21 protein-coding genes are annotated in these 25990 nt (G+C 62.5%); 15 read left to right on the top strand and 6 right to left on the bottom strand.

From position 1 onward, the window contains the following. The first annotated feature begins 5 nt into the window (after nucleotides 1–5). The 4 genes from GWE18_RS27670 to GWE18_RS27685 all read left to right on the top strand — a co-directional run bounded on the left by GWE18_RS27670 (nucleotide 6) and on the right by GWE18_RS27685 (nucleotide 4322). Nucleotides 6–986 (top strand): ABC transporter ATP-binding protein, encoded by a 981-nt coding sequence (locus GWE18_RS27670; RefSeq protein WP_275188852.1) that lies wholly within the window; start codon nucleotides 6–8, stop codon nucleotides 984–986. After that, a complete protein-coding gene (locus tag GWE18_RS27675) occupies nucleotides 986–1963 on the top strand; it encodes an oligopeptide/dipeptide ABC transporter ATP-binding protein (protein ID WP_342804302.1) in 978 nt (325 codons plus the stop codon). The genes GWE18_RS27670 and GWE18_RS27675 overlap by 1 nt, the downstream gene beginning before the upstream one ends. A 99-nt stretch (nucleotides 1964–2062) precedes the next feature. Beyond that, nucleotides 2063–3133, top strand: coding sequence for an alcohol dehydrogenase (locus GWE18_RS27680; RefSeq protein WP_275188854.1), 1071 nt, complete (start codon nucleotides 2063–2065; stop codon nucleotides 3131–3133). 106 nt (nucleotides 3134–3239) lie between these two features. Further along, nucleotides 3240–4322, top strand: coding sequence for an isocitrate/isopropylmalate dehydrogenase family protein (locus GWE18_RS27685; RefSeq protein ID WP_275188855.1), 1083 nt, complete (start codon nucleotides 3240–3242; stop codon nucleotides 4320–4322). A gap of 154 nt (nucleotides 4323–4476) precedes the next feature. On the opposite strand, the gene GWE18_RS27690 is transcribed toward GWE18_RS27685, so the two are convergent. Further along, nucleotides 4477–5298: an enoyl-CoA hydratase gene (locus GWE18_RS27690; protein WP_275188856.1), complete on the bottom strand. Its 822-nt coding sequence runs from the start codon at nucleotides 5296–5298 to the stop codon at nucleotides 4477–4479. A gap of 367 nt (nucleotides 5299–5665) precedes the next feature. Further along, nucleotides 5666–6064: a helix-turn-helix transcriptional regulator gene (locus GWE18_RS27695; RefSeq protein ID WP_141686906.1), complete on the bottom strand. Its 399-nt coding sequence runs from the start codon at nucleotides 6062–6064 to the stop codon at nucleotides 5666–5668. 915 nt (nucleotides 6065–6979) lie between these two features. Here GWE18_RS27695 and GWE18_RS27700 point away from each other — a divergent pair. The 3 genes from GWE18_RS27700 to GWE18_RS27710 all read left to right on the top strand — a co-directional run bounded on the left by GWE18_RS27700 (nucleotide 6980) and on the right by GWE18_RS27710 (nucleotide 9892). Next, nucleotides 6980–7978, top strand: coding sequence for a TRAP transporter substrate-binding protein (locus tag GWE18_RS27700; RefSeq protein ID WP_275188857.1), 999 nt, complete (start codon nucleotides 6980–6982; stop codon nucleotides 7976–7978). A gap of 82 nt (nucleotides 7979–8060) precedes the next feature. Beyond that, nucleotides 8061–8576, top strand: a complete 516-nt coding sequence (locus GWE18_RS27705; RefSeq protein ID WP_275188858.1) for a TRAP transporter small permease — start codon at nucleotides 8061–8063, stop codon at nucleotides 8574–8576. Then, the gene (locus GWE18_RS27710) at nucleotides 8573–9892 is read left to right on the top strand and encodes a TRAP transporter large permease (RefSeq protein ID WP_275188859.1); all 1320 of its coding nucleotides are present in this window, start codon (nucleotides 8573–8575) and stop codon (nucleotides 9890–9892) included. Before GWE18_RS27705 ends, GWE18_RS27710 begins: the two co-directional genes overlap by 4 nt. Nucleotides 9893–9934: 42 nt before the next feature. On the opposite strand, the gene GWE18_RS27715 is transcribed toward GWE18_RS27710, so the two are convergent. Together GWE18_RS27715 and GWE18_RS27720 are read right to left on the bottom strand one after the other, a co-directional pair. Then, a complete protein-coding gene (locus GWE18_RS27715; RefSeq protein ID WP_275188879.1) occupies nucleotides 9935–11443 on the bottom strand; it encodes a sensor histidine kinase in 1509 nt (502 codons plus the stop codon). A gap of 200 nt (nucleotides 11444–11643) precedes the next feature. Then, nucleotides 11644–12912, bottom strand: a complete 1269-nt coding sequence (locus tag GWE18_RS27720) for a serine hydrolase domain-containing protein (RefSeq protein WP_275188860.1) — start codon at nucleotides 12910–12912, stop codon at nucleotides 11644–11646. A gap of 136 nt (nucleotides 12913–13048) precedes the next feature. On the opposite strand from GWE18_RS27720, the gene GWE18_RS27725 reads away from it, so the two are divergent. The 5 genes from GWE18_RS27725 (at nucleotide 13049) to GWE18_RS27745 (ending at nucleotide 17921) form a co-directional block, all read left to right on the top strand. Beyond that, entirely contained in the window at nucleotides 13049–13963 is a 915-nt protein-coding gene (locus GWE18_RS27725; RefSeq protein WP_275188861.1) for an intradiol ring-cleavage dioxygenase, read from the top strand. Nucleotides 13964–14312: 349 nt separating this feature from the next. Then, nucleotides 14313–15632 (top strand): CmpA/NrtA family ABC transporter substrate-binding protein, encoded by a 1320-nt coding sequence (locus GWE18_RS27730; protein WP_275188862.1) that lies wholly within the window; start codon nucleotides 14313–14315, stop codon nucleotides 15630–15632. A gap of 63 nt (nucleotides 15633–15695) precedes the next feature. Then, entirely contained in the window at nucleotides 15696–16604 is a 909-nt protein-coding gene (ntrB, locus tag GWE18_RS27735) for a nitrate ABC transporter permease (protein WP_275188863.1), read from the top strand. A gap of 11 nt (nucleotides 16605–16615) precedes the next feature. Beyond that, nucleotides 16616–17410: an ABC transporter ATP-binding protein gene (locus GWE18_RS27740; protein WP_275188864.1), complete on the top strand. Its 795-nt coding sequence runs from the start codon at nucleotides 16616–16618 to the stop codon at nucleotides 17408–17410. Between the two features lie 85 nt (nucleotides 17411–17495). Continuing rightward, the gene (locus tag GWE18_RS27745; protein ID WP_275188865.1) at nucleotides 17496–17921 is read left to right on the top strand and encodes a globin family protein; all 426 of its coding nucleotides are present in this window, start codon (nucleotides 17496–17498) and stop codon (nucleotides 17919–17921) included. A 39-nt stretch (nucleotides 17922–17960) separates the two neighbouring features. Here GWE18_RS27745 and GWE18_RS27750 read toward each other — a convergent pair whose 3' ends face one another. After that, a complete protein-coding gene (locus GWE18_RS27750) occupies nucleotides 17961–18890 on the bottom strand; it encodes a response regulator transcription factor (RefSeq protein WP_275188866.1) in 930 nt (309 codons plus the stop codon). Continuing rightward, nucleotides 18880–22251 carry an ATP-binding protein gene (locus tag GWE18_RS27755; protein WP_275188867.1) on the bottom strand — a complete coding sequence of 1124 codons (3372 nt, stop codon included), beginning with the start codon at nucleotides 22249–22251 and terminating at the stop codon, nucleotides 18880–18882. The genes GWE18_RS27750 and GWE18_RS27755 overlap by 11 nt, the downstream gene beginning before the upstream one ends. Nucleotides 22252–22422: 171 nt before the next feature. Here GWE18_RS27755 and urtA point away from each other — a divergent pair, with 171 nt between their 5' ends. The 3 genes from urtA to urtC all read left to right on the top strand — a co-directional run bounded on the left by urtA (nucleotide 22423) and on the right by urtC (nucleotide 25899). After that, entirely contained in the window at nucleotides 22423–23682 is a 1260-nt protein-coding gene (urtA, locus tag GWE18_RS27760) for an urea ABC transporter substrate-binding protein (RefSeq protein ID WP_275188868.1), read from the top strand. A gap of 127 nt (nucleotides 23683–23809) precedes the next feature. Continuing rightward, on the top strand, nucleotides 23810–24736 hold the full coding sequence (urtB, locus tag GWE18_RS27765) for an urea ABC transporter permease subunit UrtB (protein WP_275188869.1): 927 nt from the start codon (nucleotides 23810–23812) through the stop codon (nucleotides 24734–24736). Between the two features lie 17 nt (nucleotides 24737–24753). Next, entirely contained in the window at nucleotides 24754–25899 is a 1146-nt protein-coding gene (gene urtC / locus GWE18_RS27770; protein WP_275188870.1) for an urea ABC transporter permease subunit UrtC, read from the top strand. The last annotated feature ends 91 nt before the right edge of the window (nucleotides 25900–25990 follow it).

Here is a 25990-nt window from a genome sequence, read left to right on the forward strand (position 1 = left end):
ATACCTTGCTTTCTGTCGAGGACGTCACCGTCGATCTGCCGACGCCACGCGGCAATCTGCGCGCGGTGGATCATGTCGACCTCACCGTCGGGGCCGGGCGCACGCTCGGCATCGTCGGCGAATCCGGCTGCGGCAAGACCATGCTGTCGCGGGCGATCCTGCAATTGCTGCCGAAGAAGGCAAAGCTCTCCGGCCGCGTGATGTTCGACGGGCAGGATCTCGTGCAGCTCGCGCCTGAGAAATTGCGCAAGCTGCGCGGCCGGTCGCTCGCGGTCGTGTTCCAGGATCCGATGACCTCGCTCAATCCGGTGCTCACGATCGGCACGCAGTTGATCGAGACGCTGCAGGAGCATCTGGAGCTCGACGACGCCACTGCCAAAAAACGCAGCGTCGAATTGCTCGCCGCCGTCGGCATTCCCGCACCCGAGCAACGGCTGGCGCAATACCCGCACCAGCTCTCCGGCGGGATGCGGCAGCGGGTGGCGATCGCGATCGCGCTGTCGTGCGAACCAAAACTCCTGATTGCCGACGAGCCGACCACCGCGCTCGACGTCACGATCCAGGCACAGATTCTCGATCTGCTGGCGCGCGAGCAGCGCCGCCGGCACATGGCGATGATCATCATCACCCATGATCTCGGCGTCGTCGCCGGCCGCACCGATGAAGTCGCGGTCATGTATGCCGGCCGCGTGGTCGAGCGCGCGCCTACGCCTGCATTATTCAAGAAGATGCGGATGCCCTATACCGAAGCGCTGCTGGCGGCGCTTCCCAAACTCGATGCCGCGCCCCACACGCCGCTGCCGGCGATCTCGGGGCGTCCGCCCGATCCGACCCGGCCGCTGCAGGGCTGCTCGTTCTCACCGCGCTGCCGCTATGCGGTGGCCCGCTGCCAGAGCGAGAAGCCGCCGCTCGAGGCGGCAGAGACGAGCGCACATCAGTTCGCCTGCTTCCACCCGATCAAAACCCATGCGGATGCCGACGCATGATGCTGCAATCCGCACCATCCGTTTCATCTGAGGCGCTGCTCGACGTCGACAATCTCGTTGTCGAATATCCTGTCGGTGCCAAGATCGTTCACGCCGTATCCGGCGTGTCCTTGCAGATCGCCCGCGGCGAGACCTTGGGCCTCGTCGGCGAATCCGGCTGCGGAAAGTCGACACTGGGCCGCGCCGTCCTGCAGTTGCGCCGTCCGACCGCTGGGCGGGTGCTGTTCGACGGGCACGACCTCACGGCGATGCAGGGCGATGCCTTGCGCCTGATGCGCCGCCGCGTGCAACTGATCTTCCAGGATCCGATCGCCTCGCTCAACCCGCGCCGCAAGATCGGCGACATCGTCGCCGAGCCCCTGGTGATTGCCGGCGTCAAGGATCCCGAGAAGCGCAAGCAGCTCGTCCATGAGGTGCTCACCGCGGTCGGGCTCGACCCGACCCTGGTCGTGGGACGGTTGCCGCATGAATTTTCCGGCGGTCAGTGCCAGCGCATCTGCATCGCGCGCGCGCTCATTCTCAACCCGGAGTTCATCGTCTGCGACGAGCCGGTCTCGGCGCTCGACGTTTCCATCCGTGCGCAGATCCTTAACCTTCTGGAAGAGATGAAGGGGCGGTTCGGGTTGACGCTATTGTTCATCGCGCACGATCTCGCGGTGGTGAAGGCGGTGAGCGACCGTGTTGCGGTGATGTATCTCGGCCGGCTCTGCGAGGTGGGCCCGTCCGAACAGCTCTTCGCCAGGCCGGCACATCCCTATACCGCACTGCTGATCGAGGCGATTCCGGTGCCCGATCCGGACGTCCGCCCCACCGAAACCGTGCCGGTGGGCGAGCCGCCATCGCCGATCGCGCCGCCGTCCGGCTGCCGGTTCCGCACCCGCTGCCCCCGTGCGGATCAGCGATGCAGCGACGAGATGCCGGAACTGCGCGTCGTGGCGCCCGGCCAGTTCGTGGCTTGCCATCACCCGCTGATCTGAATACCGGGAGAGCCGGCAGCGTTTGTCTCGACTGGGCAGACGTGGCAATGTCCGCGCAAGAAATGCCTGCCTAAGAACAAGAATGACGGGAGAGAAGCGATGAAGAGTTTTCAGGTCGCCGAGTTCAACGCACCCCTGAAAGAGGTGGATCAGGAGACGCCGCAGCCCACGGGCACGCAGGTGCTGATCAAGGTGAAGGCGGCCGGCGTCTGCCACAGCGATCTCCACATCTGGGAAGGTGGCTACGATCTCGGCCATGGCCGCAAGCCGCTGTCGCTGAAGGATCGCGGCGTGTCGCTGCCGCGCACGATGGGCCACGAGACGGTCGGCGAGGTCGTCGCGTTCGGGCCGGACGTGACGGCCGCCGACAAGGGCGACCTCAAGGTCGGTGATGTCGCGCTGGTCTATCCCTGGCTCGGCTGCGGCAAGTGCGCAACCTGTGTCGGCGGCGACGAGAACATGTGCGTCGTCAAGCCGAACTCGCTCGGCGTCTATTGCGACGGCGGCTATGCCGATCACATGACGGTGCCCAATCCGAAGTATCTGTTGAACCTGAAAGGGCTCGACCCCGTTACCGCGGCGCCCTATGCGTGCTCGGGTGTCACCACCTATAGCGCGCTGAAGAAGGTTGAATTCGCCTTCAACTCGCCGATCGTCATTTTTGGCGCCGGTGGGCTCGGCCTGATGGCGCTGTCGTTGTTGAAGGCGATGGGCGGCAAGGGCGCCATCGTCGTCGATATCGATGCGCGAAAGCGCGAGGCGGCGGAGGCCGCCGGTGCGCTTGGCACCGTCGACGGCAAGGCGCCGGACGCGCTGGAGCAGCTCGCGAAGATGGCCGGCGGACCGATCCGCGCGGTGATCGATCTCGTCGGCAACGCGCAGACCACGCAGCTCGGGTTCGACTGCCTGACAAAAGGCGGCAAGCTTGTCATCGTCGGCCTGTTCGGCGGCGGCGCGCCCTGGGCCTTGCCGCTGATCCCGATCAAGGCGATCACGATCCAGGGCAGCTACGTCGGCAATTTGCGCGAGACCCAGGAATTGCTCGAACTCGTCCGTAACAAGATGATCGCGCCCATTCCGGTGACGACGATGCCGCTCGCGAAAGCCAATGAAGCATTGACCGATCTGCAGAAGGGCAAACTGGTCGGCCGCGCGGTGCTGACGCCGTAACTTTCCGTTATTCCGGGATGGTCCGAAGGACCAGACCCGGAATCTCGAGATTCCGGGTTCGCATCTTCGATGCGCCCCGGAATGACTGCCCATGTAAGGAATCCCCATGTCCGCAAGCAACGCCCTCCACATCGCCGTGCTCGGCGGCGATGGCATCGGCCCTGAAGTGATGGCGCCGGCGCTGGAAGTCCTGCGCAAGATCGAGGCGACATCGGACCTCAAATTCCGCTTCACCGACGCGCCGGCCGGCGCCAACAATTATCTCGCGACCGGAAAGTCGATGCCGGACTCAACGGTGCGGCTGTGCGAGGAAGCGGACGCCATACTGCTCGGCGCCTGCGGCCTGCCGTCGGTGCGCTACCCCGACAATACCGAGGTCGCGCCGCAGATCGAACTGCGCTTCCATTTCGATCTCTATGCCGGCGTGCGCCCGGCGCGGCTCGTTCCGGGCGTGCCGAGCCCGATCGTCGGCGCCGATCAGCGCGGCATCGATCTCGTGCTGATCCGGGAATCCACCGAAGGCCTGTTCGCCTCGATGGGGAAGGGCGTCGTGACGGACACCGAAGCGCGCGAGACGCTCGTGATCACCCGCAAGACCTCGGAGCGGCTGTTTGAATTCTCGTTCCGCCTCGCCGAACGCCGCAAGGCGCGCGGGAAGGCGAACGGCGGCTTGACCTGCGTCGACAAGGCGAACGTGTTCAGGGCGTTCGCGTTCTTTCGCGAGATGTTCGATGAGGCCGCCAAACGCCATCCCGATGTCAAGGCCGACCGGCTCTATGTCGATGCCTGCTCGCTGATGCTGGTGAAGCGGCCCTGGGACTTCGACGTCATGGTGACCGAGAACATGTTCGGCGATATTCTCTCCGACCTCGCCGCCGGCCTGATCGGCGGGCTGGGCATGGCGCCGTCAGCCGATATCGGCGACCGCTACGCGGTATTCCAGCCGTGCCACGGCACAGCGCCCGACATCATGGGGCAGGGCAAGGCCAACCCGACCGCGATGATCCTGTCGGCGGCGATGATGCTGGACTGGCTCGCGGACAAGCACGGCCTTGAAAGTGCGGCGGAGGCCGGCGAGCGCATCGAGCGTGCGGTGGACAAGGCCTATGCCGGCGGAATCAAGCCGATGGAATTCGGCGGCAGCAACGGCACTGCCGATATTGCGAGGGCGGTGCTCGCGGCGCTGTAGGATAACCACCCGTCGTCCCGGCCTTGAGCCGGGACCCATACCCTGCGGGGCTTGTTGTTGCGGAAGGTATCGGACGCCTGCGTGTCACCGATGGGCCGCGGAGTATGGGTCCCGGCTCAAGGCCGGGACGGGGAGATTGTTGCGCCCCCCGATTTTACTGCCCCTTGAATTGCGGCTTGCGCTTTTCCATGAAGGCCGTTCGGCCCTCGCGAAAATCTTCGCTATCCATACAAGTGCGGCCGATCTGCTTGATCGCATCCATGTCGCGCTTGCTTTCGTCCTTCAGCACCTCGGCGATGGTGATCTTGGCGGCCTTGATCGCCAGCGGCGCGTTGCCGGAGATGGTGCGCGCGATTTCCATGGTGGCGTCCCATAACCCCGCGTCCGGCAGCACGCGGTCGACCAGACCGATCCGCAGGGCTTCGGCGGCCTCGATCCGCATGCCCGTGTACATGATGAGCCGCGCCCAGGACGGCCCGACCAGCGAGACCAGGTGCTTGAGGCCGTCGTAGCCATAGGCGATGCCGAGCTTTGCGGCGGGAATGCCGAACTGGCTGTTGTCGGAGGCGATACGGATGTCGGTGAACATCGCGACCTGCATGCCGCCGCCAAGGCAGAAGCCGCGGATGCAGGCAATGGTCGGCTTCGGATAGCTTGCGAGCAGCGCACGCTGCGCTTCGCTACGTTTCGAATATTCCTCCGACGCCGCCGCATTGTGGCGGGTCTTTTCGAACTGGCTGATATCGGCGCCCGAGACGAAGGCCTTGTCGCCGGCGCCGACCAGGATCACGACGCGAACGTCGGGATTGTCACGCAGCCCGATCAACGCGTGACCCAGGCCCTCCCACATCTCGAGCGACATGGCGTTGCGCTTGTCGGGATTGTTGAATGTGATGACGCCGACGCCATCGCTGACACTTTGCAGGATCTTGCCGTCGGCATGGGAGATTTCGGCGGTCTTCGGGAAATCGAGCATCGGTTGCGGCTTTCAGTCGGGAGGCTTGATCCATTGTCGGACGAGCGTCGCGCCGAGGTCAATCGCCGCATCTTGCATGGCGTCAGGACCGGAACAGATGCCGGGAGGGATTGTGAGATTGGTGGCGCAGGGCCGGGCACACGCGAGTGGTGAGGACTTTGCAGCGGCGAGGGAGCACGACTATTCGCCGGAACGTACCGCGCAGGCTTTTCGCTGCGATACGGCCGGGCTCCGCCATTTGCGATGACGGCGAACCGATCTTGTCCCGGCCAGATCAAGATCAGGCCTAGCGCAGCAACAGGCTACCCGGCGATTTCTCGCGTCGATTGATCGGGTCCGCGGTGCTGCGATCCAGGCGCGATAGTGCCTAGCCCTCGTTGGCGGCGATCGATTCCATCAAGGACACGAGTTGACGTTGTACGGTCTGGTCCTTGATCTTGCTGTAGGCACGCAACAGCCTCAGGCTGAACGCGCTGTCCAGGAACAGCAGGCTCTCGACTTCGCGCGCCTTGCCGTCGCCGTCGTAGAAAAACGTCACCGGCACGTCGAGCGCGGTAGCGATTTGCTGAAGACGAGCAGCGCCGACACGGTTGACGCCCTTCTCGTACTTCTGGACCTGCTGGAAGCTGACGCCCAGCTTGTCGCCGAGCTCCGCTTGCGAGATTTTCTGTTCCACACGCCGCAGGCGAATCCGCTTGCCCAACTCGATATCGGGTTTGCCGGCGCTGCGCTGTTTCATCTTCTTTGCTGCTGATCTGCTGTTCATTCGTCTACCGTCCTTCAATCGGGAAACCCTGGCAAAAGTAGGTCAGGGGTTCATCCATATTTGCCACATTAAAGTCAGTCTGGACCGTGTTGGTATAGGGAACCACGGGAATCCTGAGATTGCCGGATGGGGTGCCAAACGCTTGCGCGCATTGGAAGCATCCTGATACCGGCGCCGCCAACCACCTAAGGCTGTCGACGCCCGGGGTCTATTTGGCAAAAAACCCCGTCCTCTACATTTGACAAAATATTCGACAAACCACAACCACCGCGAGTTCAAAGGCCACAGATTTTGATCCGCATGATTACTGGGAAGCGGTCTGGCACCGGATTTCTACGGGTTTTCCGGCCGATAATGCGATCGCTCACAGCGCGTGTCGCTCCGACGTCGGCGTGCATCGCGTGAAATCTGATGCCTGACAAAATGCAGCAAAGTTCAGCGTCGGCTTTCTGATCGAGCTGGCGGGAAATTTCGGCAAGTTGCGCTGGCTGCGCTGCCTGCAACCTGTGGAGCGGGTCTGGCGCACCGTCGCATCGACCATTTCGAAGGCGGGCTGCTCGTGCGGCTTTGGGCAAGATCCGACATCGCGCAACATTTGCGGCGCGTCAGTTGGCCGCGCCAAAAAAAGGCGGCGTTCGGATCGATCGCGAGACTCACTTCAGCAACGCATGTCCCCGGGAGCCATGGCGAGCGCCGAAGGCTGTTGGCGCAGGGACCATCGGCTCGGCCAGCCCTCCGGCGATTGGCAAAATGATTACAACTATCGGGCCGCCTGCGGCCTATTGGTCCCCAGCTACTACTTAAATTGGCTTCCACAGCCGCGCCGTTTTGCATACGCTTTGTGTCTGCAGCCGCATTGTCGGTCAGGCCCAAAGTCCCGCTTACAAGGGACGGGCATTACAGGGGAGGAACGCTATGAAGCGAAGAACCGTACTTGCGGGCCTTGGTGCGACGGCTGCTGCCGGCGCGCTCGGCATGCCATCGATCCTCAGGGCCCAGACGCCCGTCACGCTAAATGGCGCCGTGCAGTTCAACGACGATCACGCCTTCACCAAGGCGCTGACCCGGTTCGAAGAGCTGGTGAAGAAATATTACGGCAAGCCCGTCAACTTCACGCTGCACAAGAATTCATCGCTCGGCCTCGAGAAGCAGTATTTCGAGTACATGTCGCAGGGCAAGGCGGTCGATTACGGTATCGTCTCGCCGGCGCACATGTCGACCTTCGCCAAGGCGGCTCCGTTCATCGATGCGCCCTTTGTGTTCAAGGGCGTCGAGCACATGAACAAGGTCGTCGAGAAGAATATCCTGGCGCCGGTCGCCGATGAAATCGCTGTTAAGGCCGAGGTCGTCCTGATCGGCTATGCGGGCGGCGGCATCCGCAACATCTTCGCAAACAAGCCGCTCAAGAATCTCGCTGATCTCAAGGGCCTCAAGGTGCGCGTGCAGGGCGCGCCGATCTGGTCGAAGACGTTTGCAGCCGTCGGCATGAGCCCGACGGTGATCGCCTACAACGAAGTCTACAACGCCATCCAGAACGGCGTGATCTCGGCCGGCGAAAACGAGGCCGCCGGCGTCGAGGCAATGAAGTTCTACGAAGTCGCGCCCCATCTCAACCTGACGCAGCACGCGGTATCGATCCGGCCGATCTGCTTCTCGGTGAAGACGCTGAAGACCCTGCCGAAGGATCTGCAGGACGCGATCATGAAGGCCGGCAAGGAAGCCGGCGACTACGGCCGCCAACTGGAATCGAGCGAAGAAGTCGTCAAGCTCGATACGCTGGAAAAGGCGGGCAAGCTCAAGCGCGTCCCCTTCGAGGAGCGCGACGCCATGAAGAAGCTCGCCGATCCCGTGATGGCCACTTATGCCAAGGAAATCGGCGCCGAAGCCATCTTCGAGAAGATCAACGTCGCCTGATATTTGTCGCGCCGAGCGACAGGAAGTGGGGCAAGCCATGCGGATTGCCCCACTTCCGTGATCGTTACCTTCCGGAGCCATGATGACTGAAATACCGATGCCGCCGAACCCGTCGCTATGGCGACGAGCAACGGCGGCCTATGCGAAAATACTCGAAATCCTGCTTGCCGCATGTGTCGGCATTCTGGTCGTTCCGGTCACCTTGCAGGTCATATCGCGCTACACGCCGTTCATTCCGTCCTACATCTGGACCGAGGAGATGGCGCGTTTCCTGTTCATCTGGACCATCATGATCGGTGCCATGGTCGGAATCAGGGAGGCGCAGCATTTTGAGGTCGACGTCTGGCCCACCCTGTCGCGGCGGGCGGAAGCCGCGGTGCGGATCGTCGCGCGTCTCGGCGTGCTGGCGATGGCGCTGGTATTCGTGTGGGCTGGCCTGGAATTTACGCGGTTCGCTTGGAACCGAACGTCGGAACTGGCCGATCTACCGCTCTGGATGATTCATGTCGCATGGCCCGTGGCGGGTGTGACGTGGATTGTCTTTGCAGGCGACCAGATCATCGACGAGTTGAAAATTCTGGTCGGGGCGAGCCGATGAACGGTAATGTACTTTCCGCCGGAGAGGCCGCACTGGTCCTGTTCGGCGTTTTCGTTGGCCTGCTCGTCGTGCGCGTGCCGGTAGCGTTTGCGCTGGGTCTTGCCTGCGTACCGATCCTGCTCATCGAGCCCCGCCTGTCGATGATGTCGCTCGCGCAGGAGACATTCAACGCCTACAACTCGTTCATCCTGCTCGCCGTGCCCTTCTTCCTGTTGACCGCCAACCTGATGGGCATCGGCGGCATCACCGACCGCCTGGTAGCGTTGTCGCGCTCGATGGTCGGGCATTGGCCGGGCTCGCTGGCGCAGATCAACGTTGTGCTGTCGGTGTTCTTTGCCGGCATTTCCGGCTCTTCCACCGCCGACGCCGCGAGCCAGTCCAAGATCTTTATCGATGCCCAGACCAAGGAAGGCTACGATCTCTCGTTTTCGATCGCCATCACGGCGGTATCGGCGGTGCTCGCCGTCATCATCCCGCCCTCGATCCTGATGATCGTCTGGGGCGGATTGATCTCGACCTCGATCGCAGCGATGTATCTGGCCGGCATCGTCCCCGGGCTGTTGATCGCGGGCGCCCAGATGGCGACGGTGCATGTCTACGCGGTGCGGCGCGGCTATCCGACCTACCCGAAATCGAGCTGGACCGACATAGGCTACGCCATCTGGCGATCGATACCGGCGCTGATGACGCCGTTCATCATCGTCGGCGGCATCCTGCTCGGATGGTTCACCGCTACCGAATCCGCCTGCGTTGCCGTGCTCTATTCCGTAGTGCTGTCAGCTTTCTTTTACCGGGAAACCGGCCCGCGCGAACTCTACAAGGCGCTGCTCGACACCGGGCGTCTCGCCGGCGTCGCGCTGTTCTGCATCGGCACCGCGAGCGCATTTGGCTGGCTGCTGGCCTATTACAAGATACCGCAGGAGCTCCTGGCCAACGTGTCGACCTGGGGCATGGGCGCGGTCGCGGCCGGCTTCTTCATCGCGTTCTGCTTCCTGGTCGTAGGCTGTTTCCTCGACGCCATTCCGGCGATCGTGATTGTCGGCACCGTGCTGGAGCCCTTAGCGAAGTCGGTCGACCTGCACCCCGTTCAGTTTGCGATCATTTCGATTGTGTCGCTGGCGTTCGGGCTGGTGACGCCGCCCTACGGCCTGTGTCTGCTGATTGCCTGTTCGATTGCGGGGGTGCGGCTGCGCTACGCGCTGAAGGACATGGTGATCATGCTGATACCGATGCTATTGGTGCTGGCCGCGCTCATCATCTGGCCCAGCGTTTCGCTGTTCTTGCCGCGCCTGATCGTGCCGGAGATGCTCAAATAGCATGGCGCTATTGGCTCTGATCCAAGCAGAGCCGATAAGGCTCTATTCGTCCCGGTTGAGCGCGCAGCTCACCGTATAGACCACGCCGCGCGGCAGGAAATCGACGGTTGCTTCGCCGCCGAGCTGGTCGCGCGCGCTGCGCTCGATCAGCCGCGAGCCGAAGCCGCGCTGCACCGGCGCCGTGACGGGCGGGCCGCCGGCTTCGGTCCAGATCAGCCGCAACTTGCGCCCGTCGCTTTCTTCGAGAATTTCCCAATCCACCGCGATGGTGCCGGTCTCATTCGATAGCGCGCCGTATTTGGCGGCATTGGTTGCGATCTCGTGCACGATCATCGACAGCACCACGGCGAGCCGCGGCGAAAGCGGAACCCGCGGTCCGAACATCCGCGCCCGTTCCGGATTGTTGAGCAGATAGGGCTGCAGCACCCGCGCAATCACTTCCCGCAGCTCCGCGCCCTGCCACCTCTCCTGGCTCAGAAGGTTATGCGCCTCCGCCAGCGCGCCGAGCCTTCCCTCGAACTTCTCGCGTTCTGCCCGACTCGCGCTGCGGAACGTCTGGGTGGCAATCGACTGCAGGACCGCGAGCGTGTTCTTGACGCGATGGTTGAGTTCCTCGATCAGGAGATTGTGGAGCATCTCGCCGCGGGCGATCTGGGTTGCCATCCGCACCGCAAAGGCGAGACCGACCATCAGGAGAACGGCGCCCATCACGCTCGTGATCGCGAGGTTGCGCCACAGCGGCGCGACCAGCGAGCTTTCGGCCACGCCTGCCGCGACCGTCCAGCCGGTGAGCGAAGAGCGGACAAAGCTCGTAATCAGCGGCACGCCCTCGAGCGATATCGTCGGCACGGTGGATTCGGGATTGAGGAACATCTCCGCATAGAGCGAGGGCGATGCACGCTTGCCGACGGTCTCTTGCGGATTCGGTACGCGCGCGAAGTTGATGCCTTCACTATCGAAGATCGAGATCGTCCAGTCCTTGGTCGGCCGTTGCTGCTCGACCATGGCCTGGAAGATCTCGATCGGCGGGCTGAAGGAGATGTCGTAGAGCACCTCGTCGTTGCGGATAACGGGCACCTCGACCGTCAAGATCAACCGTTTCTTGACCGATCCGAAGAACAGGTTGGAGTAGACCGGCTTCTTTTCGGCGAAGACCTTCTCGATCATGCCGAGGTTGTTGCGAAGCGGCAGGTTTGTGGTGTCCGATGTGAGCGAGGAGAACAACTGGCGGCCTTCCCGGTCCGCCACCAGCACGACGCCGCCTTCGCCATACTGGTCGAGGAAACCCTGGCAGATGCGGCGGAAGCCCTCGAAATCCCCGTCGCGCAATGCGTTTGTCAGCGACAACACCTGGAGCGCGCCGGTGATCCGCTGCATCTCTGCGTCAAGCACGAGGCGAATGCTGCGAACGGTTTCAAGGACCCGTTGCGTCGCGTTCTGGCGATCCTGCTTGTAATTGTTGTAGGTGATGCCGCCCGCGAAAATGATCAGCGGCAGCGTGGTTCCCGCAACCAGAAGGACGAGACGCACTGGCAATGAAAGTTTCGGCAACGCAAGCCCCGGGTCGGCGCCAATCGGGCGAAGCATAGGAGAAGCCGCCGAATTTCGCCAAGAATATTAGAGGGATGTAAACCCGCTCTCGGCAAAGCGCCGGGCTCCGGGACGATCGTCTTCGCGCCGCGGAACCCGGACCTTCCCGCGAGTCATGCCGGGGCGGCTCGAAGCGACGACCCCGGAATGACCCGTGTGGCTCAAAGATTACTGTCGGTGATCGCGGCGTACACCATAGTGCGCAGCTCGCGCCGCAAGGGATAGGCGGTCGACGGCAGCACCTGCGTCATGAAGATCGTGATCAGCTCTTCCGCCGGGTCTATGAAGAACGAGGTCGTTGCCGCGCCGCCCCAGTTGAACTCGCCGGGACTGCCGGCGATCAGCGTCTGCGCCGGGTTCATGGTGACGGCGAAGCCGAGGCCAAAGCCGATGCCGTTATAAGAGGCTTCCGAGAACAGCGAGCGCGACATCGCCGGCAGATCGACCCCGCCGGGAAGGTGGTTCGACGTCATCAGCTTCAAGGTCTTCGGACCCAACAGGCGGACGCCGCCGAGCTCGCCGGCATTGAGCAACACCCGGCAGAAGGTGAGATAATCGGCCGCGGTCGAGCACAGGCCGCCGCCACCGGAGATGAAGGAGGGCGGCTCCAGGAATGAACTCGTCGCTGGATCGTCCTGCAGCGTCAGCGTGCCCTTGCGCTCGGTGGCGAGCGGATTGAAGCCGCCTTGCGGATCGGCCGAATAACACGCCGCGAAACGATGCGCCTTGTCCTTCGGCACGAAGAAATCGGTATCGTTCATGCCAAGCGGATTGAGGATACGCTCCTTCAGGAACTGCTCGAACGGCTTGCCACTGATCAGACCGATGAGATAGCCGATCACGTCGGTGGCGACGGAGTAGTTCCAGGCCTCGCCCGGTGAAAATTCCAGCGGGATTTTTGCGAGGTCGTCGATCATGCCTTGCAGCGTGCCTGCCTTGACGACTTCGCCGATCTGGTTCTCGCGATAGGCGGCATCGACATTGCTGCGCTGCTGGAAGCCGTACGTAAGGCCCGACGTGTGCCGCAGCAAATCCACGATGAGCATCGGCCGCGACGGCGGGCGGGTCAGGAAGGCCGGGTGCGTGCCGGCCACGAACACGCCGAGGTTCTTCCATTCCGGAATGTATTTGTGCACGGGCTCATCCAGCGCGACGCGGCCTTCCTCGACCAGCATCATGAAGGCGACGCTCGTGAGCGGCTTGGTCATCGAATAGATGCGGAAGATCGTGTCGTCCTTGACCGGCACCTTGCGCTCGACGTCGGCAAAACCCTGCGCGGTCGAATGGACGACCTTGCCGCGGCGATAGATCAGGAGCTGCGTCCCCGGGAAGCGGCCGGCATCGACGTAGCGTTGCTTCAGGTGATTTTCGAGACGATCGAGCGCCGCCTTGGACATTCCGGCTTGCTCGGGCGAGGCGGGGGCTAACATCGGCGCTGATCTCCGGCTGGGCGATGCCGCTTTGATAGCCGAAAAGTGCGCCTTGTTCCAACCGGCCGTGCTTACCCGGCGCGGGTCGGTGGTGTAGGCTCGCGCTAGCCGTCGCCAAATCCCGCAGGACAGAAAAATGCGCCAATTCAGCGAAACCGAACTGACCGCCGCCGTGATCGGCAGTTTCGACGATACGCCGGATCCACGCGCCAAGTTCCTGCTGCAGGAACTGGTGAAATCGCTGCACGACTATGTCCGCAGGACCGACCTCACCTTCGAGGAGTGGGAGTACGCAATCGATTTTCTCACGCGGACCGGCCAGAAGTGTACCCCGATCCGGCAGGAGTTCATTCTGCTGTCCGACGTGCTCGGCGTGTCGATGCTGGTCGATGCGGTGAACCACAGGGAGCGCGAGGGCGCCACCGAGACCACGGTACTCGGCCCGTTCTATGTCGGCGAGCACAAGGTGACACCGCATGGCACCGATATCTCGGCCAGTCTGCCGGGCGAGCGAATGTTCGTGCAGAGCCGCGTCACCGATCTCCAGGGCAAGCCGCTGGCGAATGTGCCGGTGGACGTCTGGCACGCCGATGATGACGGCTTCTATGATTCCCAGAAGCCGGCCTATGCGACGGAGGGACCGTCGTCGCGGGCGCGCTTCATGACCGATGCCGATGGCAGGTTCTTCTTCCGCACGATCCTGCCTTGCAGCTACCCCATTCCGACCGACGGCCCGGTCGGCGAGATGATTGTGCAGACCGGCCGCCACGCGATGCGGCCGGCCCATGTACATTTCCTGGTGGACGCGCCCGGCTACCAGCCGCTGATCACCCACGTCTTCATGGAGGGCGACAAATATCTCGATTCCGACGTGGTGTTCGGGGTCAAGGACGAGCTTGTCGCCAAAATCGAAAAGCGCACCGATCCAACGATGCCGGACGGCAAGCCGGCGGCCACGCCTTGGCACCTGATGAGCTACGAATTCCGGATGAAGCCGGGCGAGGGAAGCGCGCCGAAACCGATGATGGCGAAGGCCGCCGAACACACGTAAGGCCGGGCGCTCGTGATCTGCTCAATCCTTGTGCGCCGCACAAAGATTGAGCGAATCGCAAGTTTGGAATGCGGTGACTGGTTCCTGACCGCTGCCGATTTTTTCAGCATATATTCGATAATTCACTGATAATAGTAAGTTTTTTTCGCTGATCGGGGCTTGGCACGGAGCTTGAATAGCTAGTGCTGACGCCATCGATGCCGTCCCTTGAGACCACTCATCCGAACTGTGACGCGCCATTCCGGGGCTTCCCTGGAACGCGCCCTCTCGCGCCTCGCGCGGCGACACCAGACGGACGGCCCCGTTTCAAACGCACCCTGACCAGAGCAGCAAAAGGACCGCGATACCCATGACGAAGCCCACCAATCCGACCTCGCGCCGCGGTTTCAGCCGCCGCCAGCTCCTGAAGGCGACTGGCGGCACGGCAGCATTGCTCGCCGCCGCCAAGCTGAATTTTCCCGCCGGCGCTTTCGCGCAAGGCGCGGGCCCTGAGGTGAAGGCGGCCAAGCTCGGCTTCATCGCGCTCAGCGATGCCGGGCCGCTGTTCGTCGCCAAGGACAAGGGCATGTTCGCCAAATACGGCATGCCCGACGTCGAAGTCGCGAAGCAGGCGTCGTGGGGCACGACGCGCGACAACCTCGTGCTCGGCTCCGAGGGCAACGGCATCGACGGCGCGCACATCCTGACCCCGATGCCTTACCTGATCTCGGCCGGCAAGGTGACGCAGAACAATCAGCCGACGCCGATGTATATCCTGGCGCGGCTCAATCTCGATAGCCAGTGCATTTCGGTCGCCAAGGAATATGCCGACCTGAAGCTCGGCGTTGACGCCACGCCCTTCAAGGCGGCCCTAGAAAAGAAGAAGGCGTCGGGCAAGGCGATCAAGGCCGCGATGACCTTCCCCGGCGGCACCCACGATCTCTGGATCCGCTATTGGCTCGCCGCCGGCGGCATCGATCCCGACAAGGACATCGAGACCATCGTTGTGCCGCCGCCGCAGATGGTGGCCAACATGAAGGTCGGCACCATGGATTGCTTCTGTGTCGGCGAGCCCTGGAATCTGCAGCTCATCAATCAGGGCATCGGCTACACCGCGGTTAACACCGGCGAGCTCTGGAACAAGCATCCTGAGAAGTCGCTCGGCATGCGAGCAGCCTGGGTCGACAAATATCCGAAAGCGGCCAAGGCGCTGCTGATGGCGGTGATGGAAGCCCAGCAATGGTCCGACAAGGCGGAGAACAAGAAGGAGCTTGCGACCATCATGGGTAAGCGGCAGTGGATGAATTGCCCGGTTGAAGACGTCTACGACCGTTCCGCCGGCAAGTTCGACTACGGCATCCCCGGCAAAGTCGTCGAAAACAGTCCGCACATCATGAAATACTGGCGCGACCACGCCTCCTATCCGTTCCAGAGCCACGATCTCTGGTTCATGACGGAGGACATCCGCTGGGGCAAATATGAAGCGGGCTTCGACAGCAAGGCGCTGATCGCCAAGGTCAACCGCGAGGATATGTGGCGCGAGGCGGCCAAGGAGATGGGTGTTCCCGCTGCCGAAATTCCGACGTCCAAGTCGCGCGGCAAGGAGACCTTCTTCGACGGCAAGGTATTCGATCCCGAGAATCCGTCGGCGTATCTGAAGTCCCTTTCGATCAAGCGTGTTGAGGTCTGATCCAAACTGGGCCGCGCGCCAGGCGCGTGCGGTCCGCCTTTTGAACACGGAGATGCATTTTCAATGTCGATGCCCGCGATCAAAGCCGAAGCCACCGCGGTGGCCATTCCAACCACCTCGCCGATTGCGGCGGCGCCGGTGGTCACGATGACGCCGAAGCAGGCGCCTCGTGCGGAGAAATACGTCAAGATGGCGAAGGAGACCGCGGCGCGCGTCGTGCCGCCGCTGGTCGTGCTCGCGCTGTTGATGCTGTTCTGGGAGCTGGTTTGCCGCCGCACCGGCTCCACGTTGCCGCCGCCCTCGCGCGTGTTCAAGGATACCAAGGAACTGATCTTCGATCCGTTCTTCGATAATGGCGGCATCGACAAGGGTCTGTTCTGGCACTTGTCCGCGTCGCTTCAGCGCGTCGCCTATGGCTATTCGATCGCCGCCATCGTCGGCATCGCGCTCGGCACACTGGTCGGGCAATCGGTGTGGGCGATGCGCGGGCTCGATCCGCTGTTCCAGGTGCTGCGCACCATTCCGCCGCTGGCGTGGTTGCCGCTGTCGCTCGCTGCGTTCCGCGACGGCCAGCCCTCGGCGATCTTCGTGATCTTCATCACCTCGGTCTGGCCGATCATCATCAACACCGCGGTCGGCATTCGCAACATCCCGCAGGACTATCGCAACGTCGCTGCCGTGGTGCAGCTCAACCCGCTGGAGTTCTTTTCCAAGATCATGATTCCGGCGGCGGCGCCTTACATCTTCACGGGTCTTCGCATCGGCATCGGCCTGTCGTGGCTGGCGATCGTTGCGGCCGAGATGCTGATCGGCGGCGTCGGAATCGGTTTCTTCATCTGGGACGCCTGGAATTCCTCGCACATCAGCGAAATCATCCTGGCGCTGTTCTATGTCGGCATCATCGGCTTCGTGCTCGACCGCCTGATCGCGGGTGTGGCGAAGATTGTGACCCGCGGCACCGCGCTGAACTGAAGGAGAACGTCATGCAGGCCTATCTGAAGCTCGACCATATCGACAAGACCTTCACCCGCGGCAACGCCACGACCGAGGTGCTGAAGGACATCAGCCTGACGATCGAGAAAGGCGAATACGTCTCGATCATCGGTCATTCCGGCTGCGGCAAGTCCACGCTGCTCAACATCGTGGCAGGTCTCACTGGCGCCACCAATGGCGGCGTGCTGCTGGAGAACCGCGAAGTCAACTCGCCGGGACCGGATCGCGCGGTGGTGTTCCAGAACCACAGCCTGCTGCCGTGGCTGACGGTCTATGAAAACGTCAAGCTCGGTGTCGACAAGGTGTTTGCCTCGCGCAAGACCCGCGCCGAGCGCGACGCCTGGGTGATGCACAATCTCAACCTGGTGCAGATGGCCCACGCCAAGGACAAGCGCCCATCCGAAATTTCCGGCGGCATGAAGCAGCGCGTCGGCATCGCGCGGGCGCTCGCCATGGAGCCGAAGGTGCTGCTGCTCGATGAGCCCTTTGGCGCGCTCGACGCGCTGACCCGCGCGCATCTCCAGGACTCGGTGATGGCGCTGCATCAGAAGCTCGGCAATACCATCCTGATGATCACCCACGACGTCGACGAAGCCGTTCTGCTGTCGGACCGCATCGTCATGATGACCAACGGCCCGAGCGCGCGGATCGGCGAGGTGCTCGAGGTGCCGCTCGCGCGCCCGCGCAAGCGGCTCGAGCTGGCAACTAACCCTGGCTACCTCAAATGTCGTCAGCGCGTGCTCGAATTTCTCTACGAGCGGCATCGCTTCGTCGAGGCGGCGTAAGCGCTTAATGCTCCGAGGTGATGATTGAACCAATGTTCCTCCGGCGAGACCAATAGGTTCTGCTTAAAACGTTAGGAGATCCGAAGTGAATTCGACGCAGGTCAGACTGGTTCAGGAGAGTTTTGCCAAGGTCGTCCCGATATCGGAGCAGGCGGCGCTGTTGTTCTACGATCGCCTGTTCGAGATCGCGCCGGTGGTGAAGGCGATGTTTCCGGCCGATATGACCGAGCAGCGCAAGAAGCTGATGATGATGCTGGCCGCCGTGGTCAACGGCCTCGGCAATCTCGAATCGATCTTACCGGCTGCGAGTGCGCTCGCCAAACGCCACGTCGGCTACGGCGCCAAGGCGGAGCACTATCCGGTGGTTGGCGCGGCACTGCTATGGACGCTGGAAAAGGGACTGGGCGCCGCTTGGACTAATGAGGTCGCCGATGCGTGGACCGCCGCCTACGGCACGCTGTCGGGCTACATGATTTCGGAAGCCTACGGTAGCGCTCAAGCTGCCGAGTGAGGATTTCCGCGTGTTGCCGTGGCGGGAGGAGCCACCAACTCATCCCTTCTGGTTCTTTGCATTCACTGCGATCGCCGCCGCGGCGGTGCGGTTCTCGACGCCGAGCTTGGAATAGATCTGCTCGAGGTGCTTGTCGACGGTGCGCGGGCTCAAGCCCAGGATTTGCGCAATGTCGCGGTTGGTTTTGCCCTTGGAGAGCCACGACAGCACTTCGCCCTCGCGCGTCGTGAGGCCCAGCTCGCTGGAGAACTCCGCCGGCGCGTCGGCGCCGGAATCCTTGGCGAGCCGCAGCAGGAATTCATTGGCGCCGAGCTTGCCCATATATTGCAGCCGAAGCGGCTCGTTGCCCGGCAGGGTGGCCATGACGACGACCTTCGATCCGGCCTTGCCCTTGCGCGCCTGGTCAAGCCATTCCGGGATCGGCTCCGGAAGCACGACATCATTGTCGCCATCGGCGGCGAGCGCATCCGACAGTAGTTTCTGCGCCTGCGGCGTCGCCCACATGATCTTGCCAAGGCTGTTGACGGCGAGCAGATAGCGGCCGGAGACGTCGAGCGCGGCGCGGGCGCTCTGGGTCAGCCGGGCGTTGGCGAGATGAACGCGGATGCGCGCCAGCATCTCCTCGACCGCGATCGGCTTTGTCACGTAGTCGACGCCGCCGGCCTCCAGGCCGCGAACGATGTGTTCGGTTTCGGCCAGCCCCGTCATGAAGATGATTGGCACGTGGTCAAGGCCGGCGTCGCGCTTCAGTCGCCTGCAGGTCTCGAAACCGTCCATGCCGGGCATGACGGCATCGAGCAGCACGATGTCGGGCGTAATCTGGTCGACGATCCGCATGGCGGAGGCGCCGTCGAGCGCGACCATCACGGTCATGCCCGCGCCGTCGAGCGCGTCGGTCAATAGCCGCAGCGTCTCCGGTGAATCGTCGACGACGAGGGCGACGTCGCGCTTTTTGGATTCAATGATCATAGCTGTGCAAGGTCTTTAAAGTCGCCATGTATTGATCAAGATCGAAGCGGTCGACCAGTGAGCGCATCTGCGAAACGAAATCGGCGTGCTCGGGGTAATCGTTGCCGATCTCGTCGAGCTTGAGCTGGATGGCGCGGATGTAACCTAATTGTCCGAGCCCGATCAGCTCTTCGACATATTTCACCGGCGGCCGCGATCCGGTCTCTGGCTTCCAGTGCGGTATGGATACTTGTTCGGCCTCATATTGCCATTCGATTTTCAGCAATTGCCGGATCGTCTCCAGCAGCTTGGGAATGTCGATCGGCTTCATCAGATAGCCGTCATGATAGGGCTGCGCCAGCGGCGCGCCATGCGCTTCCAGCGCGCTCGCCGACACCATCAGGATGCGGGCCTGATGATGGCCGTTCGCGCGCAGCGTTTCCGCCACCGTCCATCCGTCCATGCCGGCCATCGAAATATCCAGCAGGAAAAGGTCAGGCCGGCAGTGCTGCGCCAGCGCCAGACATCCGGGTCCGTCCGGCGCGCTGAGCAGGATGAAGCCGAGCGGTGTCAGAACCTCGCGCAGGAGGTCGCGGTGGGTCGGATCGTCGTCGGTGATCAGGATCGTTTTGCGCGGGCCATGATAGCCGAAGATCGGCGCCTCGACCGGCGCGATCCGGGTGGGATTGGTGACCTCCGACAGCAGGATCTTGACGCGGAAGACACTTCCGCTGCCGACCTCGCTGCTCACCCTGATATCACCGCCCATCACGCCGGCGAGCAGCCGGCTGATGGTGAGGCCGAGGCCCGTTCCGGTCTGCGGCTGCGAGACGCCGAGCGCGCCGCGCTCGAAGGGCGCGAAGATGCGTTCGAGATCGTCTGCCTGAATGCCGGGGCCGGTATCGATCACCTCGAACTCGGCGACCGGGCTGCGGTAATGCACCACGAACTGCACGCTGCCGGTTTGCGTGAACTTGATGGCATTTGAGAGCAGGTTGATCAGGATCTGGCGCAGCCGCTTTTCATCGGCATAGACCACGAGCGGCAGCACCCCCGGACGCTTGAAGACGAAGTCGATGCCCTTGGCGGCGGCCTGCAGGCGAAACATGCCGACGAGCTGGTCGAGAAAGTCGCTCAGGCGCACCTCGTCGCGTGACAAATAGAGCCGGCCCGCCTCGATCTTGGAAATGTCCAGAATGCCGTCGATCAGCCCCGACAGATGATCGGCGCTGCGGCGGACCACGCGCACCTGGTCGCGCGGCTTGGTGGCGAGGCCCGAATCCTGTTCCAGCAATTGCGCGTAGCCACTGATGGCGTTCAGCGGCGAGCGCAGTTCGTGGCTCAGGCCTACGACATAGCGGCTCTTGGCGAGGTTGGCGGATTCCGCCACTTCCTTGGCGCGCTGCAGTTCGGCATCGGTGCGCTTGTGCGCGTCGATTTCCTGGATCAGCAGCACGGTCTGGCGCCGCGTCTCGGCCTCTGCCGCGCGGCGGCTTTGCTGCGCCAGCACGAACAGCCACGCCACCACGCCGATGATGATGGTGAGCGCGAAGAAGACTTTCCACAGCACGTCGGACAGCAGGAGATTGTCGACCGGAAGCGTCGCCGACGTCTGCAGGTAAATCAGCCCGAGCGTCAGTCCGACCAGCCCTGCTGAGACCGCAAACACGCCGAGATAGTGCCCGAACTGCGAGTTGATCCGGGCGTAGATCGCCTCCGGCAACAGTTTTCCGAGCATGTCCGAGACCTGCGCCCCGGCCCGCGCATGTGGCTTGCAGAGATCATGGCAGCGCGCGTCGAGCGAGCAGCACAGCGAGCAGATTGGCCCGGCATAGGCCGGGCAGGAGGCCATGTCCTCCGGTTCGAACGAATGCTCGCAGATACAGCACTGGATCGCTTCCAGGTTTTGCCAGCTTCGTTTGGGTTTTCGCGCGATATAATATTTGCCGTCGGTCGCCCACGCGATCAGGGGCGCCGTGACGAAGGCGACCGCGAGTGCGACGAAGGCGGACAGCGCCTTGGCCGTCGGCCCGAACAGGCCGTAGAACGCGCTGATCGAGACGATGGTTGCGATCGTCATGGCGCCGACGCCGACCGGATTGATGTCGTAGAGATGCGCGCGCTTGAATTCGATATGTTGCGGACGCAAGCCCAGCGGCTTGTTGACGACGAGGTCGGCGACCAGCGCGCCGACCCAGGCGATCGCCACGTTGGAATATAGCGCGAGCGTCTGCTCCAGCGCCTTGTAGACGCCGATTTCCATCAACAGCAGCGCCACTACTACGTTGAACACGAGCCAGACCACGCGGCCGGGATGGCTGTGGGTCAGGCGCGAGAAGAAGTTCGACCAGGCGATCGAGCCGGCATAGGCGTTGGTGACGTTGATCTTGATCTGCGAAAGAATGACGAAGGTGCCGGTCAGCGCCAGCGCCAAATCGGGCTGCGACAGCACGTAGCGAAACGCTTCCAGGTACATATGCGCGGGCTCGGCGGCGTGCTCGCTGGAGACGCCGTGGCTGAGCGCGAAGAAGGCGAGGAACGAGCCCAGCAGCAGTTTGAGCGCGCCAAAGATGATCCAGCCGGGGCCGGCGCTGAGCAGGGCGATCCACCATGAGGTACGGGAGGTTCGGCGGTCGCGCGGCAGAAACCGCAGGAAGTCGACCTGCTCGCCGATCTGCGCAACAAGCGAAAACACCACCGAGGCCGCGGTGCCGAACAGCAGCAGATCGAGATGGCCACCGGCGTCGCCATGCTCGCCGGCAAATTTCCGCCACTCCGTGAACGAATGCGGGTTGGCATAGGCGATCGCCACGAAGGGCAGGATGTGAAGGACGATCCAGATCGGCTGCGTCCACAGTTGGAAGCGGCTGATAAGGGTGATGCCGTAGGTCACCAGCGGAATGATGACGACGGCGCTGATGAGATAGCCGATCGGGCGCGGGATGCCGAAGCAGATCTCGAGCGCCGACGCGAGAATGACCGCCTCGATCGCGAAGAAGATGAAAGTGAAGGAGGCGTAGATCAGCGAGGTGATGGTCGAGCCGATATAGCCGAAGCCGGCGCCGCGGGTCAGCAGATCAATATCGATGCCGCATTTGGCGGCATGATAGGCAATCGGCAGGCCGCAGAAGAAAATGATGACGCTGACCACCAGGATGGCTGATGTGGCGTTTGTCACGCCGTAATTCAGCGTAATGGTGCCGCCGATCGCCTCCAGGGCCAGAAAAGAGATGGCCCCGAGGGCGGTATTGGCGACCCGGGCCGCCGACCACCGCCGCGCGCTCTTGGCGGTGAAGCGCAGCGCGTAGTCTTCCAGCGTCTGGTTGGCAACCCATTGATTATATTGGCGCCTGACGCGGTCTATCCGCTGCCGCCCTGCCACTTGCTGCTCCTGACCCGATTCCACTGACCCCCGGTTAGCCAGCAAACCCCGTACCAAAATCTACGTCGCTATTTTGCGGTGCAATATACGCAATCCCACGTATCTGTGCAGTGCACAAAGCTGGGCATCCTCGTCTGACCAAAGCGCGTTCACGACAAAAATGGGGTGCTCATGTCAGACGAACCAAACAGGGGCCTGCAGTCTCCGCTTCGCCGCAAACTGCTGATGGGCGCGGCAGCGTTGCCGCTCGTTTCGATTCTTCCCCGACCCTCGTTCGGGGCCGGTCCCGCAACCGCCACTGTCAACACGACGGGCCTTGCGGTAACCGATACCGAAGTCACCGTCGGTATCCTGCATTCGGCCACCGGCACGATGGCGATCTCGGAAACCGGCTCGATCCAGGCCGAAAAGCTCGCGATCGAACAGATCAACGCCGCCGGCGGCGTGCTCGGCCGCAAGATCAAGTTCATCCAGGAAGACGGCGCCAGCGATTGGCCGACGTTTGCCGAAAAAGCCAAGAAGCTTCTGGTCAACGACAAGGTCGCGGCGATCATGGGCTGCTGGACCTCGGCATCCCGCAAGGCGGTGCTGCCGGTCATGGAGCAGTACAACGGCATGCTCTATTACCCGACCTTCTATGAAGGTCTCGAGCAGTCCAAGAACGTCATCTACACCGGCCAGGAAGCAACCCAGCAGATTCTCGCCGGCCTGAACTGGATCGCCAAGGAGAAGGGCGCCAAATCGTTCTTCTTCATCGGCTCGGACTACATCTGGCCGCGCACGTCGAACAAGATCGCGCGCAAGCACGTCGAGAACGTGCTGAAGGGCAAGGTCGTCGGCGAAGAATACTACGCGCTCGGCAGCACCCAGTTCAATTCGGTGATCAACAAGATCAAGCTGACCAAGCCCGACGTCATCTTCACCGACGTCGTCGGCGGTTCGAACGTCGCCTTCTACAAGCAGCTCAAGGCGGCCGGCGTCGACTTGTCGAAGCAGGCGCTGCTGACGATCTCGGTGACCGAAGACGAAATCGACGGCATCGGCGGCGAGAACATCGCAGGCGCCTATGCCTGCATGAAGTACTTCCAGTCGCTCGACAATGCCAACAACAAGACGTTCGTGCCCGCCTTCAAGAAGCTGTGGGGCGAGAAGACCGTGATCGGCGACGTGACGCAGGCCGCCTATCTCGGTCCGTGGCTGTGGAAGTTGACCGTCGAGAAGGCCGGCAGCTTCGACATCGACAAGATCGCAGCCGCCTCAGCCGGCGTCGAATTCAAGGACGCGCCCGAAGGCTACGTGCGCATCCATCAAAACCATCACCTCTGGTCGAAGACCCGGGTCGGGCGCGCCAAGCTCGATGGCCAGTTCGAACTGATCTTCGAGACCGCCGATCTGATCGAGCCCGATCCGTTCCCGAAGGGCTACCAGTAAGCGCGCGGAGTTCCTGCAGTTTTCTCCGAGCAACCAGCTCCCTGGCGTGGACCGTCAATCCGCGCTTGACGACCCCGCGTCGCGAATCTTCTCGCGGCGCGGGACCCTTTCCCGGCGGAGAAGTCAGATGTTTGGCGACTATTCGATTGGCGATCTGGGCTCCATCTTCGTCATGCAGGGTTTTGCGGGCCTGATCCTGTTTTCCGTCTACGTTCTGATGGCGCTCGGTCTTGCGATCATTTTCGGCCAGATGGGCGTCATCAACATGGCGCATGGCGAGTTCATGATCCTGGGGGCCTACGTCACCTGGATGACGTCGAATGCGTTTCAGCACTATTTGCCGTCACTGTTCTCCGGGTATTTCTTCCTCGCGATGCTGCTGGCGTTCCTGGTCTCGGGGGCTCTCGGCATGCTGGTCGAATGGGTGCTGATCCGCCATCTCTACAAGCGCCCGCTCGATACGCTGCTCGCCACTTGGGGCCTCAGCCTCATCCTCCAGCAGACCTATCGTTCGGTATTCGGCGCCCGCGAAGTCGGCGTCGAACTGCCGCAATGGATGCTGGGCTCGCTCAAGGTCACCGACAGCATCGAGGTCCCGATCAACGGCGTGTTCGTGATGGGTCTGACCGTGCTGATCACCGTCGTGGTCTCCTATGTCCTGTACAAGTCGCGCTGGGGCCGCCAGGTCCGCGCCGTCGTGCAGAACCGTATCATGGCCGGCGCCGTCGGCATCAATACAGAGAAGGTCGATCGCTACACCTTCGGACTCGGCTGCGGCATCGCCGGCGTCGCCGGAAGCGCGTTCACCATGATCGGTTCGACCGGACCGACGTCGGGCCAGCTCTATATCGTCGACACCTTCCTGGTGGTCGTGTTCGGCGGCGCAGCCAGCCTGCTCGGCACCATCGCTTCCGCCTTTTCAATCTCGCAGACCCAGTCAACGCTGGAGTTCTTCACGTCGGGGTCGATGGCCAAGGTGCTCACGCTTCTTGCCGTCGTCGGAATTCTGATGCTGCGGCCGCAGGGGCTGTTCGCCCTCAAGGTCCGCAAATAACGAAAGCAGGCACGGTCATGATCATCAACTCGCGCTTCTTCAATCGATCCGAGCTCATTGGCTTCGTTGCGCTGGCCCTGGTCCTGCTCGTGATCCTGCCGCTGTCACTGGATGTGTTCCGTCTCAATCTGGTCGCGAAATATCTGACCTACGCCTTTGTCGCGATCGGCCTCGTGCTGTGTTGGGGATATGGCGGCATCCTGAGCCTGGGGCAGGGCGTGTTCTTCGGCCTCGGCGGGTACTGCATGGCGATGTTCCTCAAGCTGGAAGCATCCAGTGTCGAGAACACCAAGATCCAGTCCACGCCCGGTATCCCGGATTTCATGGACTGGAACCAGATCACCGCGCTGCCCCTGTTCTGGCAGCCGTTCCACAGTCTCACCTTCACCGTTCTCGCCATCATCCTGGTCCCGGGCCTTTTCGCTCTGATCATCGGCACCGCAATGTTCAAGCGCCGTGTCGGCGGCACTTATTTCGCGATCATCACCCAGGCCGTCGCTGCCATCCTGACCATTCTGATCGTCGGGCAGCAGGGCTACACCGGCGGCATCAACGGCATGACCGACCTGCGTACGCTGAAGGGATGGGACATCAGGCCGGACCACGCCAAGATCGTCCTTTACTTCTTTGAAGTGTTCCTGCTGTTCGGCTGCATCTTCATCGCGCAATTCATCAGGCTGACAAAGCTTGGCCGCATCCTCGTGGCGATGCGTGAACAGGAAGATCGCGTTCGCTTCTCCGGCTACAGCGTCGCCAACTTCAAGATCTTTGCCTTCTGCATGGCTGCGATCTTCGCCGCGATAGGAGGCGCCATGTTTGCGCTGAATGTGGGTTTCATGTCGCCGTCCTTTGTCGGCATCGTGCCGTCGATCGAAATGGTGATCTACACCGCGGTCGGCGGGCGGATGTCGATCTTCGGCGCGGTGTGGGGGGCGCTGCTGGTCAATTTTGCCAAGACCGGCCTTTCGGAATCCTTCCCGCAGCTCTGGCTGTTCGGCCTCGGCGCGTTGTTCATCGCGGTCGTCCTGGCCTTCCCGAACGGCCTGTCGGGAATCTGGGCTGATTACGTTCAGCCGCGGATCGACCGGCTGCTGGCATCGCGCAAATCAAAGTCGGGCGCGTGGGCCGACAATTCGGTCGCCGACGGCGCGCCGGCGGAGTGAGGAGGCAAGCATGCTCATCGGTCACCTCGGTCGCCGATGCCACACTGGCGGAATGAGGAAATAGTTCATGCTCATCGGTCACCTCGGTCGC

The organism is Bradyrhizobium sp. CSA112 (genome assembly GCF_029051645.1).
Classification (GTDB): Bacteria; Pseudomonadota; Alphaproteobacteria; order Rhizobiales; family Xanthobacteraceae; genus Bradyrhizobium.